The organism is Mesorhizobium ciceri WSM4083 (assembly GCF_000519305.1).
GTDB classification, from domain to species: Bacteria; Pseudomonadota; Alphaproteobacteria; order Rhizobiales; family Rhizobiaceae; genus Mesorhizobium; species Mesorhizobium ciceri_B.
Window position 1 is genome coordinate 64,085 of the sequence record NZ_JAFG01000005.1, and the last position, 14,802, is coordinate 78,886.

Annotated in this window: 15 protein-coding genes; 3 read left to right on the forward strand and 12 right to left on the reverse strand. The window is 61.0% G+C overall.

What is annotated here, in order from left to right; genetic code table 11:
• Positions 1 to 10: 10 nt before the first annotated feature.
• Positions 11 to 1,720: an HAD-IIB family hydrolase gene (locus tag MESCI2_RS0110030; RefSeq protein WP_027036468.1), complete on the reverse strand. Its 1,710-nt coding sequence runs from the start codon at positions 1,718 to 1,720 to the stop codon at positions 11 to 13.
• Positions 1,721 to 1,947: 227 nt separating this feature from the next.
• Here MESCI2_RS0110030 and MESCI2_RS0110035 point away from each other — a divergent pair, with 227 nt between their 5' ends.
• Entirely contained in the window at positions 1,948 to 2,454 is a 507-nt protein-coding gene (locus MESCI2_RS0110035; protein ID WP_027036469.1) for a ferritin-like domain-containing protein, read from the forward strand.
• Positions 2,455 to 2,514: 60 nt separating this feature from the next.
• Here the strand turns inward: MESCI2_RS0110035 and MESCI2_RS1000000136685 are convergent, their stop codons facing one another.
• The 3 genes from MESCI2_RS1000000136685 to MESCI2_RS0110045 all read right to left on the reverse strand — a co-directional run bounded on the left by MESCI2_RS1000000136685 (position 2,515) and on the right by MESCI2_RS0110045 (position 4,676).
• Positions 2,515 to 2,664 carry a hypothetical protein gene (locus MESCI2_RS1000000136685; protein WP_081738681.1) on the reverse strand — a complete coding sequence of 50 codons (150 nt, stop codon included), beginning with the start codon at positions 2,662 to 2,664 and terminating at the stop codon, positions 2,515 to 2,517.
• 40 nt (positions 2,665 to 2,704) lie between these two features.
• On the reverse strand, positions 2,705 to 3,676 hold the full coding sequence (locus MESCI2_RS0110040) for an SDR family oxidoreductase (protein WP_027036470.1): 972 nt from the start codon (positions 3,674 to 3,676) through the stop codon (positions 2,705 to 2,707).
• A gap of 313 nt (positions 3,677 to 3,989) precedes the next feature.
• Complete coding sequence (locus tag MESCI2_RS0110045; protein ID WP_027036471.1) at positions 3,990 to 4,676, reverse strand: TetR/AcrR family transcriptional regulator; 687 nt, start codon at positions 4,674 to 4,676, stop codon at positions 3,990 to 3,992.
• Positions 4,677 to 4,865: 189 nt separating this feature from the next.
• Between MESCI2_RS0110045 and MESCI2_RS0110050 the strand changes: the two genes are divergently transcribed.
• Positions 4,866 to 5,354, forward strand: coding sequence for a RidA family protein (locus MESCI2_RS0110050; RefSeq protein ID WP_027036472.1), 489 nt, complete (start codon positions 4,866 to 4,868; stop codon positions 5,352 to 5,354).
• A 131-nt stretch (positions 5,355 to 5,485) separates the two neighbouring features.
• On the opposite strand, the gene MESCI2_RS01000000134575 is transcribed toward MESCI2_RS0110050, so the two are convergent.
• Positions 5,486 to 6,058 carry a TrmH family RNA methyltransferase gene (locus MESCI2_RS01000000134575; protein WP_197031537.1) on the reverse strand — a complete coding sequence of 191 codons (573 nt, stop codon included), beginning with the start codon at positions 6,056 to 6,058 and terminating at the stop codon, positions 5,486 to 5,488.
• 312 nt (positions 6,059 to 6,370) lie between these two features.
• Between MESCI2_RS01000000134575 and MESCI2_RS0110060 the strand changes: the two genes are divergently transcribed.
• The gene (locus MESCI2_RS0110060; protein WP_245270294.1) at positions 6,371 to 7,021 is read left to right on the forward strand and encodes a GNAT family N-acetyltransferase; all 651 of its coding nucleotides are present in this window, start codon (positions 6,371 to 6,373) and stop codon (positions 7,019 to 7,021) included.
• A gap of 13 nt (positions 7,022 to 7,034) precedes the next feature.
• Here MESCI2_RS0110060 and MESCI2_RS0110065 read toward each other — a convergent pair whose 3' ends face one another.
• From MESCI2_RS0110065 to MESCI2_RS0110095, 7 genes are all read right to left on the reverse strand, one after another.
• Entirely contained in the window at positions 7,035 to 7,853 is an 819-nt protein-coding gene (locus tag MESCI2_RS0110065) for an MBL fold metallo-hydrolase (protein WP_027036474.1), read from the reverse strand.
• Positions 7,854 to 7,856: 3 nt separating this feature from the next.
• Positions 7,857 to 8,651 carry a TatD family hydrolase gene (locus MESCI2_RS0110070; protein ID WP_027036475.1) on the reverse strand — a complete coding sequence of 265 codons (795 nt, stop codon included), beginning with the start codon at positions 8,649 to 8,651 and terminating at the stop codon, positions 7,857 to 7,859.
• The gene (gene metG / locus MESCI2_RS0110075) at positions 8,651 to 10,201 is read right to left on the reverse strand and encodes a methionine--tRNA ligase (RefSeq protein ID WP_027036476.1); all 1,551 of its coding nucleotides are present in this window, start codon (positions 10,199 to 10,201) and stop codon (positions 8,651 to 8,653) included. Before metG ends, MESCI2_RS0110070 begins: the two co-directional genes overlap by 1 nt.
• A 141-nt stretch (positions 10,202 to 10,342) precedes the next feature.
• Entirely contained in the window at positions 10,343 to 11,398 is a 1,056-nt protein-coding gene (locus MESCI2_RS0110080; protein ID WP_027036477.1) for a DNA polymerase III subunit delta', read from the reverse strand.
• A complete protein-coding gene (tmk, locus tag MESCI2_RS0110085; protein WP_027036478.1) occupies positions 11,395 to 12,069 on the reverse strand; it encodes a dTMP kinase in 675 nt (224 codons plus the stop codon). The genes MESCI2_RS0110080 and tmk overlap by 4 nt, the downstream gene beginning before the upstream one ends.
• A gap of 139 nt (positions 12,070 to 12,208) precedes the next feature.
• Positions 12,209 to 13,375, reverse strand: a complete 1,167-nt coding sequence (locus MESCI2_RS0110090) for a D-alanyl-D-alanine carboxypeptidase family protein (RefSeq protein WP_027036479.1) — start codon at positions 13,373 to 13,375, stop codon at positions 12,209 to 12,211.
• 103 nt (positions 13,376 to 13,478) lie between these two features.
• Positions 13,479 to 14,711, reverse strand: a complete 1,233-nt coding sequence (locus MESCI2_RS0110095) for a septal ring lytic transglycosylase RlpA family protein (protein ID WP_027036480.1) — start codon at positions 14,709 to 14,711, stop codon at positions 13,479 to 13,481.
• Positions 14,712 to 14,802: the final 91 nt, after the last annotated feature.

Here is a 14,802-nt window from a genome sequence, read left to right on the forward strand (position 1 = left end):
GGCTCTCATGTCATTCCGGGGCTGTGGCGGGAGCCGTGTAACGGCGGCGCACGGCATCAAGCACCCGCTTGCGGCTCTGCTCCGCCGACAGGGTCTTGTCCTCTTCCGCCTCGGCGGTTTCGCGCGCCAGATCCTTGTCCCGGATCTGATGTCGAAACCATTTGGAATAGTCGCCGGAGCGCAAATGAAACTCCCAGGTCTTGTCGTCTATGCCCTCGGCGATCTGAGCGAAGATCATCAGATTGTGAGCCCTGAGATTCATCGCATCGTCAGGGCCATGGAAATAGAAGCTGCCAGCTTCGTCGAGCTGACCTTCGGCGTATTTCCGGCTGTGCCGCTTGAGTGACTGACGTGGTTCGACCACCTTGACCGTCTTGACTTTCTTGCCCGCCTGCGGCCGCCAGAACAGCACGCGCGCGCCTTTGGGCGTTGGAATGTCCTTCGGCGGCTCAATGCCGGTTTCCTTGCAGAAGACCTTCACCACGTCCTTCGCCTTGGGGCCAAGCGCAATGATGGCTGTCACAAGGCGCAAGGCGTCTGTCGAAATCGCCTCGGGGTGAACGGTGATCAGGATTGTGCCCGGCAATTCCAATGACAGGACCGCCCGCGTATCGTCGCGCCGCTTGGGCAGGAGATGATGCGCTTCATCGATGACGAGCCAGTGCGGTCTCGCGGTGCGCCGGCGGAAACTGCTGAGGCCAGGCAGCAGGTCGGCAAAGAAATCCGGCCTCTCGTCGACGCGCAGGGCCAATCCATTGACGACAATGTTGCTGTCGGCCTTGGCGATCAGATCCAGCACCTGCGCCTTTGTCGGCGCGCTTGAGCCGTCTCCCAGGCGAACGGCGCCTTCGAGGCCATCATAGTCGCCTTCGGGATCGAAGACGCAGAACTGAAAGCCGCTTTCGACGAAGCGTTCCGTCAGCGCGGTGGCCAAGGTGGATTTACCGATACCGGAACTCCCTGCAATGAGGATCGTGTCGCTCGGCGACAGGTAGATATCATCGCCGCCAGATGATCCAAGAACGATGCCGTCATGGCGCTTCGGCACTATCGCGTGATCACGCTTTATCATCTTTGCGATGAGTTGCTCCACGCCTTTGCCGCGGGCACCCCGCATGACCAGGTTGGCTGTATCCTTGACCGCCGGAATTGCATTGTCGACGGCGGCGCTGCAGCCACAGGCTTGCAGGAACGCGTGGTCGTTCTCGGCGTCTCCGACGCCGACGACGTTGTGCGGCGAAAGCCGAAGGTCCTGAAGGGCCGCAGCGAGCCCGGTGGCTTTGTTGATGCCGCTCGGCAGGATCATCACCGCACCCTTGTTGAAGATGATTTCCAGTTCGAGACCCATCTTCTTGATGACCTCGAGCACGGTCGCCTGATGGGGTTCCCAGGTTGCGACGATCGATCGCCCGACCGAAAGCGGCTTGACGCCCTGCCTCTTCAATCTGGCGACGAATTTGGGCTCGGGCGATGGGGCAATCACCCGCTCTTCCTCGCTGGCCGGCGTGTAGATCATCGCGCCATTCTCAGCGACGACCTTGTCGAAGAGGCTAAGCTCGGGAAAGACGCGCTTGAGATCGGGCAGTTCACGCCCGGTGACGAGAACAAGCTTGCGGCCGCTTTTCTTGAATCGCTCAAGCGCGGTGAGCGTCTTCCTGGCGACGATCCCATCATGAGCCAGCGTGCCATCATAGTCTGTCGCCAATGCCATGAAATACATTCCGCCGACCTTCTCGTTCCGGTTGCCCTGCGGCTAGAACGTGTGATCGAGACAAAGGCTCCCCACCGACCGGATCACAGGTCTGGAGAAGGGGACGGTTCGCCCTCGGAAATCAGGAACTCCTTCGGCGCCGGTACGTTGACCAGACAAGCCGGGAACCGTCCCGGTCTTGCTGGCGGCAAACCCCGTCGCCGAAATCCACACCAAGTGCAATGAAAGGTAAGGCCATGGGCTTCTTTTCGAAGGACATCAAGACACTCGACGATCTCTTCGTGCACACGCTGCGCGACATCTATTACGCCGAAAAGCAGATCGAGAAGGCGCTGCCGAAGATGATCGACAAGGCAACCGACCCGCAATTGAAAGCCGGATTTGAAAAACACCTCGACCAGACGAGGGGCCATATCGAGCGCGTCGAACAGGTGTTTGAGTTGCATGGCGTCAAGGCCAAGGAGGTCAACTGTCCGGCAATCGACGGCATTCTCGAGGAGGCCGACGATGTGAGCGGTGATGTCGATGACAAGGAGGTTCTCGACGCGGCGCTGATTGCTTCGGCGCAGGCCGTCGAGCACTATGAAATGACCCGCTACGGTACGCTCATCGCCTGGGCCAAGCAACTCGGCCGCACCGACTGCGCCAATGTGCTGACCAAGAACCTGAAGGAAGAACAGGCGACCGATCGCAAGCTCACCGAAATGGCGGAAAGCAAGATCAACCTGCAGGCAGCCGAATAAGGCTGCAATCCGGCCGGCTGGTAACTCGGCCGGCCGGATTGACGGCAGGTTTCCACTCCGTCAGCGAGACGGGTCGACGCCCAAGGCCGCTGATTGCTTGCGCTGCGCCTCATCGTCATCCTGCGGCACATGCCGAGCAGATCCTGCAGTTTCCGTGTAGATGCGGTACGCTACACAAGCGAGCGCCACCATGAAAAGCAGACGGCCCATCCATCCTACTCCTTGGTTACGGATTTCGTTTCGGCCATCCTCAGTACCCTCCGACGACCGGCAAGATCTCGCCGGTGATGTAGCTCGAGCAATGCGGCGAGGCGAGGAACACATAGGCCGGCGCGAGTTCTTCCGGTTGCGCAGGTCGCTTCATCGGCGTGTCCGCGCCGAATTTAGAGACGTCGTCGGCTTCCTTGTCCGACGGATTGAGCGGCGTCCACACCGGACCCGGTGCGACCGCATTCACCCTTATGCCCTTGCCGATGAGATTGCCCGATAGGGCCCGCGTGAAGGCATGGATGCCGCCCTTGGTCATCGAATAGTCGACCAGCTGTTTTGAACCGTCGATGCCGGTTACCGAACCGGTGTTGATGATCGCCGAACCGGGCTTCATGTGCGGCACCGCTTCCTGCGCCATATGAAAATAGCCGTAAAGATTGGTCTTCAGCGTCGTGTCGAAATGTTCTTCGGTCAGCTCGCCGAAATCGCTGGAATGGATCTGGAACGCAGCGTTGTTTACCAGCACATCGATGCGGCCGAATTTTTCAACGGTCTTCATGACCGCCTTGTGGCAGTGGCTGCGTTCGCTGACATCGGCCTTGACCAGGATGCAGCGTCGTCCCTCCTTTTCCACCGCTGATTTGGTCTCTTCGGCATCCTTGTCCTCGGTCAGATAGACGATCGCGACGTCGGCGCCCTCGCGGGCGAACAACACCGCCACCGAGCGGCCGATGCCGGAATCGCCGCCCGTGATGAGCGCTACCTTTTGGTCGAGTTTTTTCGATCCGAGATAGTAGGGCGCATCGTACAGCGGCTCCGGCTCTAGCGCCCATTCGTGCCCCGGTTTGGGCTGATGTTGCTCGGGGAAGGGGGGCTCGGGATATTCACGGGCGCCGGCCTGCATGGCGCCTTGCTGCTTCTCATCGCCTTTCGATTTGTCCTTGGCATCGACGCCACGTTGGATATGGCGCTGCTTGGCCGCTTCACCGGCTATTTCCGACTTCATCTGCATGATCGTCTCCTTGGCTTGGAGAGGAAACAACGCATGTCAGGCAAAAAGGTTTGCGCAAAAGATCGACTGCCGAGAGGATTCCGACCATCGTCTGGCAATGCGTAACGACGACATCGCCAGCAGCAACAATTCAGCTGCAATGCAGCCGCGCCAGCCACCGCCGCCGATGGGATCGAGCACCCGGGGCTTGCCCGCTGCCTGTGCCGCCTTGGCAGCGAGCCAAATGTGATGATGTGGATTGGGAAGCTATTGCGTCAAACTGGCGTGCGCAAAGCAGTGCCATCCAGTCTGCTCCGGGCGTAGCCGCCGGAATCTATCTTGGCGAGAGGCCATCGAGCAGGAAGTCCAGGCCTTTTCGGAAAGTGCCGTCCCAATCGTTGTCCAACAGCAGACGAGAGCGTTCGATTGTCGGATAGTGTTCGCTGAGATGTGTAAGACGCTGCTGTGCGGCTGCTCTGTCTTCTTCCGAGAGGTCGAAGCTTGCCCGGGTGAGGGTGGCGCCCATCACATAGTTCCAGAGCGACCATATCGCGGCGTTGAGATCCGCGTCTGCAACACCGGCTCTGGACAAGGTCTTGCTCAGCATTTCCAGGCGACTGAGGATGTTCGGGCCAAGCGCCCGTCGCGGCAACAGCGATGCCGACCAGGGATGTCGCAACATTGTGGCGCGCCAGTCTTCGAGCATATGAACGACGTCTCCGCGCCAGTCCGGAGACTCACCTGTTTCAGGCGATCCGCGATATTCGAGCACCGAATCGAGTGTCAGATCAAAGACATCCTCCTTGTTGTCGACGTGCCAATATAGGCTCATCACACCCGAGCCGAGGCGATCGGCCAGCCGACGCATTGTCAATCCGTCTACGCCCTGGGCGTCCAGCAGTTCCACCGCGATCGCCACGATACGCTCTCGGGAGAGCGGCGGCTCGCTGCTCGCTTCCTGCATGGGTGGAAGCTTTGTCCGTTGCGATCGTTTGCTGGCACTGCGGGGTTTGGCTGTCATCTGTCTTCCTTGCTGGCCGAACGTCGATTTTGGCAGGCACCGTCAGGAATGTCGACGCTGATCGCTTGACTAGTACGTTGTACTATACGATGACTCGTACATCGCACGATTCATCGTATGAGCGATCTGGTTAAAGGTTCATGCCGGCCGCGAGTGCGTTATTCGCGGTCAGCAGAGCCAGGAGAAATCATGTCACGCGCAATCAAGCATCTGCTTACCGGAGGGCTAATCATCATGACCATGGCAGTTTCCGCTGCGGCTACAGCGACTGGGAACGACCTCAAGCTGACCATCGTCAATCCACAGACGCTCTACGACCCGTCGCCGAATGGCTACAGCACCGCCGTGATCGCACCGCGCGGAGCTCGAATTGCCTACATCTCCGGGCAGGGCGGCCAAGACAGCACAGGAGCCTTGTCACCCGATTTCGCCGTCCAGGTTAAGCAGGCCTACGCAAATTTGCATGCGGCGCTCGAGGGCGTCGGCGCCAAGCCGGATCAGGTGGCGAAGCTCACGGTCTTCGTGGTCGACCACGACATGTCCAAGCTCGATGTGTTGACCAGGAACGTCAAGGACATGTTCGGCGAGGCGCTGCCGGCGCAGACACTGGTTCCCGTTCCCAAGCTTGCAATCGACCCCATGCTGTTCGAGGTGGAAGCCACCGTTATTCTGGAATAGGGAGCCTGATCGCCCCAACTGACGTGGGGTCGAGCACGCCGCCGACAGCCGCGCGTTGGAACCACCAATTCATTTTGGCTCGTCAGTCCGTTCAGTTTCGCTCGAAGCAAAGCCCTCAATTTCACGACGCATTACAGTAGGTAGTGGCTCAGCGCGTTTTCCCTTCCGTCTTCCGCGGCGGAATTTGCTCTGATATTCACGTCGCTGTTTCGTGATTTCGTAGAGAACGATACCCGAACTGGTCCCGAGGTTTGGCTCTCGATCATCCCGAACATTGGGATTGCTACGCACATCTCGCTGCGCTCGACCGCGAGGGTGCTGATGCCCCGTTTCTCATTACCGAACCAGACAGCGAGTTTGGTGTGCTGGGTATAATCGCCCTCGTGCAGGAAAACGCTGGTCTTTCCCTTTATATGCGGCGAGGTGACGACGGACACAAAGCCATGTTTTTCCAGATGGCTGAGGCAGGCGTCAGTGCTGTCGAATCGTTTCACAAACGTCCATTTGACGGCTGATACAGACGTTTCCGAAAGCGATTTCCGTTGGCGCATTTGCTGCCAGTCATCAGGAAGTGCCGTTCCGATGTTCCTGATATCATTCGGATCTTCGACAACGGCTACCAAGTTCTTGCAGCGAAACGATTTGACCGCAGCCGCACGCCTGCGAACCGATGCTCTGTGTTTCTGAGCCTCAAGGGTTTCCATGAGAGAGTTCTTACCAGAGGCGTATCTGAATCCAAGGCCCGTGGCGACTCCATCGCCGCCACATCAGGAAGTCGCATAAGATAGATTATGGAACTAACGCATGGACCAGGAACTGTAAGCCACCGCTGATTCTCATAGGCTTGAGCCGATTGTGCCGTATTGCCTTGAGCGGATGGCCAACGCTAGGCTGTCGAAATGAAGATGGCAAACAGCGAGATCGAAGCGGCGATCGAAGTGTTCGTGCATGGCTTCAGCGCCGACAGAAGCCGCACCTTTCCTTACGAGGCCAGCCGCGTTGGACGCTTGTGGCTGATGCGCGATGCCGAGCGCAAGAATCTTCGCGACTACCGCGGCGAAGAATGGGTCGTCCATGACGTCGCCGCTCAAGAAGCCGATGCCGTCGTGCGCCAGCATGCACGGCCGGGCTTTGCCATTTCCGTTGTGATCGCGAACGAGGATCCGGACGGGCCGACACGAACCGCCTACAAAGCTCTCGGCTACCGGCTGCTTCGGACCGAAGGCTTTTTCGTCCACCGGTTGCGCCGGATTCCGAGCCCGCCAGCGGTTGCGGTTGCTTCGGTCGAACGCGTGCAGACAGCCGAACGGGCGGCGCAGTTGGGAAAGATCATCCGCAGACAGCCGATCCCGGATCAGTTGCTCGGCGACAGCGCGCCGTTGCGCCAGTATGTGGCAGTCGATGGCGCCGATATCGTTGGGCGCGTGCGCAGCTTGGATGCCGTGGAAGCCACGTGGTGTTCGAGCATGTATGTCGAGCCTTCGCACCGGCGTCGCGGCATTGGCCAGGCTTTGATGTCGAAAATGTTGCACGACGATCGGGCGCGCGGGTCGAGGTACTCGGTGCTGGCTGCAACCCACGCCGGGGCGCTGCTTTATCCCCGGATGGGCTACGAACGGATCGGAACGCTGCTGATATTCGCACCAATGAACCGAAAGCCTGTATGAAAGTCTATTCGCATCACGCTGATTCGTAAGGGATTTCAATCGCCATCCCATCATAGGCCGGCTCGACGTTGGCGGGTGTCTCGGCCATCACCGTGGTGTAGTCGAGCGGTACATGCATATGCGTCAGCACGGCGTGTCTTGGCGCCAGCCGCTCGATCCATTCAAGCGCTTCGCCAAGGGATAGGTGACTTGGATGCGTCCGGTATTGCAGCGCGTCGATGATCAGAAAGTCGAGGGCGCGCAGCCGTTCGGCGGTGGGTTCCGGAAAGTCGCTGATGTCGGGGCAATAGGCGAGCCCGCCGATGCGGAAACCGAGCGATACGATGTCGCCGTGGATCTGCGGCAGCGGCTCGAGGGTGAGGGTACCCCCCTCTCCTTCGATGACCACCGGCCTAGTGTGGTCGATGAGATGCGGCCTGACGATCGGCGGATAGGAACTGCCTTGCGGCGTCTCGAAGCAGTATCCGAACGCTTCCCGCAGCCGAAGCATTGTCGCCTTGTCGGCATGGACATCGATCAGCTGGCGCTGGTCGAGGACGAAACCGCGCAGATCGTCGATGCCGTGGATATGGTCGGCATGCGGGTGCGTATAGACGACCGCATCGATGCGTTTGACGCTGGCCAACAGCATCTGCTGCCGAAAATCCGGTCCTGTGTCGATGACGACTGTCGTGCGGCTGCCGTTCGCCGCGATCCGCTCGACGAGTGCGGCAGCCCGCGTTCGCCGGTTCTTGGGGTTGTCGGGGTCGCAATTGCCCCAGTCGCCGGTGATGCGCGGCGTACCTGGGGACGAGCCGCAGCCGAGAATGGTGAGGCGCAGCCGGTCGGTCATCGTTCAGGCACTTTGCTCTCCAGGCCGCGGCATCTTGCCGAACAGCCGGAAGAAATTATCCGTGGTCAGATCGGCGATTTCAGCTTCGCTTACGCCGATTGTTTCGGCCAGCACCTTGGCGGTATGGGAGACATAGGCCGGCTCGTTGCGTTTGCCGCGAAACGGCACGGGCGCCAGATAAGGCGCATCGGTTTCGACCAGCAGTCGGTCATGCGGGACATCGGCGGCAATGGCACGCAACTCGGCTGAATTTTTGAAAGTCAGGATGCCCGAGAACGACACGTAGCCACCGAGAGCGACGCCCACCTCGGCAAGCCGGCGTCCTGAGGAAAAGCAATGCAGGATGAAGGGGAAGGCGCCCTTCCCTGTTTCGTCCTCGAGGATCGCTGCCATGTCGGCATCGGCATCGCGCGAATGGATGACCAGCGGTAGGCCGGTCTCGCGCGCGGCTGATATGTGGGTGCGAAAGCCTTGCGCCTGCGCATCGCGGGGCGCTTTGTCATAGAAATAGTCGAGACCGGCCTCGCCGATCGCAACCACCTTCGGGTGAGCAGCCAGCCGTACCAGATCGGCCGACGTCACATCCAGCTCTTCCCCGGCATTGTGCGGATGGGTACCGACCGAACAATATACTTCATCGAAAGTTTCTGTGATTTCAAGGATTTGCTGAAATCGCTTCACGCGGGTTGAGATCGTCACCATGCGACCTATACCGGCTGCCTTGGCGCGGGCGACGATGGAAGCCCGCTCCTCGGCGAAGTCGGGAAAGTCGAGATGGCAATGACTGTCGACGAGCATCAGACGTTCGCGTCCGGCTGTTCGACGTAACGTGGAAAGACGCCTTCCGGTGCAGGCAATGCCGTACCGGGCACCAGCGCATAGTCGGCATGGACATGCGCGAAGTCACGGTTGTCCGCTGGCACCGCCAACAGGTCGAGCAGTTTCGCGGCCGATCCCGGAGTGAAGGGCTGACACAGCACCGCCACGCGGCGCACGACCTCTGCGGTCGTCCACAGCACGGTTTCCATTCGTTCCGGGTTGGTCTTCTTCAGCGCCCATGGCGCCTCGCCGGCAAAGTAGCGATCGGCTTCCGCCACCACGCCGAAGATCGCCGCCAGCGCCAGATGGATGCCCTGCTCGGCCATCGACTTGCGCGCGGTGTCGAGAGCGGCGACGGCCTGGTCCAGGATCGCGCTGTCGGCATCCGTCAGGTTGCCGCGCTGCGGTACCACGCCGCCGCAGTTCTTGGCGATCATCGACAGCGAGCGCTGCGCCAGGTTGCCGAGGCCGTTGGCAAGATCGGCATTGGTGCGGTTGACGATCGCGTCATGGCTGTAGCTGCCGTCGTTGCCGAAGGGCACCTCGCGCAGGAAGAAGTAGCGCACCTGGTCGAGACCGTAGTGCTCGACCATCGCGAATGGATCCACGACGTTGCCAACCGATTTCGACATCTTCTCACCGCGGTTGAACAGGAAGCCATGCGCGAAAACGCGCTTTGGCAACTCTATGCCCGCCGACATCAGAAAGGCCGGCCAATAGACCGCATGGAAGCGGACAATGTCCTTGCCGATGATGTGCGTAGCCGGCCAATAGCGCCATTGCTCGGCCGTCGTGTCGGGATAGCCGGCGGCGGTGATGTAGTTGGTCAAGGCATCGACCCAGACATACATCACATGCTTGTCGTCGCCCGGCACCGGCACGCCCCATTTGAAGGTCGTGCGCGAGATCGACAGATCCTTCAGCCCGGACTTGACGAAGCTGAGCACCTCGTTGCGGCGCTCGGTCGGACCGACAAAGTCGGGCTGGCTCTCATAAAGCGCCAGCAATTTGTCCTGATAGGTGGAAAGCCTGAAGAAGTAGCTTTCTTCCTCGTTCCATTCGACGGGCGATCCAAGCGGTTCGCGACGCACGCCGTCGTCGCCGACGATCGTCTCACCTTCGTCGAAATAGGCTTCCTGGCGAACCGAGTACCAGCCGCTATAGCGGTCGAGATAGATGTCGCCATTGGCGGCCATCGCCTTCCAGATTGCCTGGCAGGATTCGTAGTGGCGCGGTTCCGTCGTGCGGATGTAGTCGTCGTTCGAGCCACCCATCGCCTCGGTCATGGCGCGGAAAATCGCCGAATTGCGGTCGGCCAGCGCCAGCGGCGTTATGCCTTCCTTCTCGGCCGTTTGCTGCATCTTGAGGCCATGTTCGTCGGTGCCGGTCAGGAAAAAGACGTCCTTGCCATCCAGGCGCTGGAAGCGCGCCAGGGCGTCGGTTGCAATGACCGTATAGGCGTGGCCGATATGCGGCTTGCCGTTCGGATAAAAGATCGGGGTGGTGATGTAGAACTTGTCGCGTGACATGAATGAACCGTCATGAATGTCTGAATGGAAAGGCGTGGCGGTGGATATCGTATCGAGGCAGCATTTGCCATCCCGATGCCAATGCATGCCGCCCAAAAGTGGCCCCGGTTTCGGGGGCAACGGCATGCATCGAGAAAACCGTCACATTCGCATTGCAGAATTCAGGCGGTCGATCATGATCAAGGCGTGCTGCTTCTTGTCGAGATTGTAGGTGTCGGTCTCAGATATAGCGTCCAGCGCCTCGTGCCAAGTGTCCGACAGCGTTTTGGCCCGTGCGAGATCGCCCGCCAGCGCTGCCTGGCTTGCCGCGTCCGACAACAGGTCCAGCGCCCTGCGGTTGAAGATATCGAACTGGATTGCCTGATCGCGGCCGGCCACGGCTTCGGCGAGGCGGAACGCGCCACCGACATCGCTCTTTCTCCCCGTGACCAGAGCATCGAGCGTCGAGGCGATCTCCAGCCCGCCATATTGCGTCAACAGGATCGCGTTGCGGGCGCTGCCCCCTGCCCGCTCGACCAGTGCCGCGCGCGCCGTCGGATCGTCAGGCGGTGCCGGCTCGGTCGTTGCCAGCACCGTCATCAGGTCGTCGGCGTCGAGCGGGTTCAATCGCACCACCTGACAGCGCGACCGGATCGTCGGCAGCAGGCTGCCCGGCGCGTGGACAATCAGGATGAACAGCGTCCGTGCCGGCGGCTCTTCAAGATTTTTCAGCAACGCATTGGCCGCATTGGTGTTCATGTCGTCGGCGGGGTCGACGATGACGACCCGATAGCTGCCGTCGTGCGAGGTCAGCGACAGGAAGCGGCTGACCTTGCGTATCTCATCGACGGTGACGACTGTCTTGAAACTCTTGGTCTTGTCGTTCAGCGGCCGGGTCAGATGCAGCACGGAAGGATGCGCCCCGGTGGCGATCTGGCGAAACAGCGACGACGCCGGATCGGGAGTGGCAAGGCTTTCCGGCGCCTGCGAGAAATCCGCGTGCTTCAGAAGATGATGCGCAAGGTGGAAGGCCAGCGTCGCCTTGCCGATGCCGACTGGCCCGGAGAAGATCAACGCATGCGGCAGCTTGCCCGCACGATAGGCGGCGGTGAGCACGCCTGCAGCTTGGCTATGCCCGACCAGAACGGGCGTTTCGGAGGGCTCCGGCACGCCGTCGAGCGTGTCGTGCTGCTCGGGTGCGATGCGCTCGAAGATCATGCCGGCGTCGCCTGCCTGTCGCGTGCCGGCGCTCTCGCCGCCAGCGCCGCGAACACCGCCGCGGTGACGACATCCTCGACCGCATCGGGCTCCGCGGCTGCGTCGACCACGATGCAGCGCTCCGGTTCGGCCTTGGCGATCGCCAGAAACGCCTCGCGGCGGGCCTGGTGGACCGCCAGCGTCTCCTTTTCGAAACGGTCGGCGACTGCCTCGGTGCCGCGCCGCAGCGTTGCGCGCCTCAAGCCTTCCGCTGGGTCGATGTCGAAGATCAGCGTCATGTCTGGCATCATGCCGTTGATGGCGACTTGCTCCAGCGCATCCATGAACGCCGGATCGATGCCGCCGGTGACGCCCTGATAGACGCGTGAGGAATCGAGGAAGCGGTCGCAAAGCACGATGGAGCCACGCTCGACCGCCGGCCGGATCACCTGCTCGACATGATCGGACCGCGCGGCGGCGAAAAGCAGCGCTTCCATCTTCGGCCCGAACGGTTCGGCGGCGCCTGAAAGCAATACGTGCCTGACCGCTTCGGCGCCCGGCGAGCCGCCGGGTTCGCGGGTAAGCAGCACATCGTATTTCTTGGCGCGCATCTTCCTGGCCAGCCGCTCGATCTGCGTCGACTTGCCTGCCCCCTCGCCGCCTTCGAAGGTGATGAAAAAACCGCGTGCCAACCGAGAGGCCTTCTTGTTCCATGGCTGAATGGGATTGTAGCGCTCTAGATAGTCCGCGTTCGACCAAACGTCCATGCCGTCAATTTTTTGCCCTTGTGCAGTCGCCCCCAAAACCATGGCTGGTTTTGAGTGATATGCGTTATCGCAGCCAGCCGACCGCCAGTTCCTTGACGGCATCGAGAGCGCGCTGCGGCAGCGTGCCGACGCCGATCGATTCGGCGGCGAAAAGCGGCGTCTCCTGGCTGAGCGTATCGCCGATCCAGACGCGCAGCGCACCCACCGGCTGCCCCTCCTCCACCGGTGCTGCAATCGGGCCGTCATAGACGATCCTGGCCGTCAGCTTGTCGCGGTTGGTGATCGGCAGGAAGATGTCGATCGGACCCTTGGCCTTCAGCGTCACCCCGGATTTGGCGCCGCCGAAAACCTGGGCTTCTCCAACCACCTCGTCCTTGGCGAAAATTTCGGTCTTCTCGAAGGAGCGGACACCCCAGTCGAGCAGCTTTCGCGCTTCCTCGGCGCGCTCCTTGTCCGAGGCCAGCCCGCTCATCGCCGCGATCACGCGGGTACCATTGTGGCTGAGCGAACCGACGATGCCGAAGCCGGCTGCCTCGCTCGCACCGACCGCCAGGCCATCGGCGCCGATGTCCATCGCCAGCAGCGGATTGCGGTTCCTCTGCGAGATCTTGTTCCAGGTGAAGTCCTTCTGGCTGTAATAGCGATAGAAATCCGGATAATCGCGCCACAGGTGCAGGGCGAGCTGCGCCAGCTCGCGCACGGTCGTCTGTTGGCCATCCGCCGGTAGGCCGGTCGAATTGACGAAAGTCGACGTCTTGAGGCCGATCTGGCGGGCTCGTTCGGTCATCTGCGCGGCAAAATTGTCCTCGGATCCCGACATGCCTTCGGCGATGACGATACAGCCGTCATTGGCCGCCTGCACGGTGACGCCCTGAATCAGGTCCTCGAGCCGGATCGACGACTTGAGCTTGGCGAACATCGTCGATGTTCCCGAAGGCGCGCCACCCTTGCGCCAGGCGTTTTCGCTGACCACGAACGTATCGTCGAGCTTCAGGCGGCCGGATTTGATGGCGTTGAAAACCACTTCCATGGTCATCAGCTTGGCCATCGAGGCCGGCGGTATCGGCTTGTCGGCATCCTTGGAAAACAGCACCGTCCCGGTCTCGGCGTCGATCATGAAGGCCTGCGTGGCCTTCGTCTCGAACAGCTGCGCACCGGCCGGAGCCTGGAAAAACAGCAGCAAGCCAAAAACCAGAAGCCCTGCGAGAGGCTGGAGCAAGCGAAATTGCATGATGTTCGACCCATTGGCCGGCACCGCCGGCAAGCCCTCGAAAAGTATCAGGCTTTTTGCGTGGCGGATCAACCGCGCAGCGGAAATCCGACCAGGCTTGCGCTCAGTTGCGCACAGCCAGTGCATCGGGAGCGCCATGCGACCATGCTGCTTGCAGCAAATCATCCAGATTGCGGTGGCCATCGGGATAGAGATTGACCGAATACCAATCCTCGCCATCGAGTTCCGAACGCTGGATCTCGATCTTGCCGTATGCGGCAAGCTGAGCGGCAATACGCTTGGCTTCTCCGGCATCCTCGAACGAACCGGCAGCAACGTAGTCGGTGGACGGACCGGCCGGTGGCGGCTGCCGCTTCCACGATTGGAGCACGTCGGCCGGCGACATGCCGTCGCCACCCAGCGCGGCGAAGGCATTTGAGGCGCGTTCGACCCGCTCGTCGGCATAGGACAGCGAGGCCACGGCAAACGGTGATTGCGGCGGCAGATTGATCTGCGGGCGCTCCGGCACGATCGGGCCGAAATCCGGAAGCGCCAGATCGCCATAGGCCGATGACTGCGCCGACATGACCGGCTGGACAGAACCGGAATCGGTCAACTGGCCCGGAAACGGCACGGCAGCAGTGCCCGCAGGCAGGCTTGGCGACGGCCCGTTCATGGCGACCATGACGCCGGTCGGCAGCCCGTCCGACGGATCCGGCGCCCTGTTGCCGGGATGGTAGGAAGCCATCAGATACTGATCGTCATCGCCGTCGAGCGGCGCGCGGCCGACATATTCGACCTTCACCTGAGCGGTGCCGGTGTTGGCATAGTCAAGCATCTGGGCAGCGCGCTCCGAGACATCGATGATGCGGCCTTCGTGATATGGGCCGCGATCGTTGACGCGAACGATCACCGAACTGCCGGTCTTGAGATTGGTGACGCGGGCATAGCTTGGCAGCGGCATGGTCGGGTGCGCTGCGGTCAGGTGGGTCATGTCGTAGACTTCGCCATTGGCGGTAAGCCGGCCATGGAAGGCGTCGCCATACCAGGAGGCCAGGCCGACCTTGGCGTAGCGCTTGTCTTCCTTCGGGTAATACCACTTGCCGCGGACCTGATAGGGTTTGCCGAGCTGATCCCTGCCGCCGCCACGTTGGATGCGCCCATTCTGGGAGATCACACGCGGGCTTGCCTTCACGCCATATTCGGATTCGGCGAAATATTCCTTGGAGCGGGTCTTCTTGTGGACCATCGCTTTCGGCTCAGGCTGCGATGCGCAGGCAGCCAGCAAGGCGGCCGACATGGCAAACAACGCGACTGTAGCAGCGCGACGAAGACGCGGTTGCGTCACAGCCTGCATTTCCTGATGTCCCCTTCAGTCTTTACCTAGGACGCCGTATCCACCTGTCGGAGAAGCCAAAACTTACCCGACAGATACCAACGACGGCTTT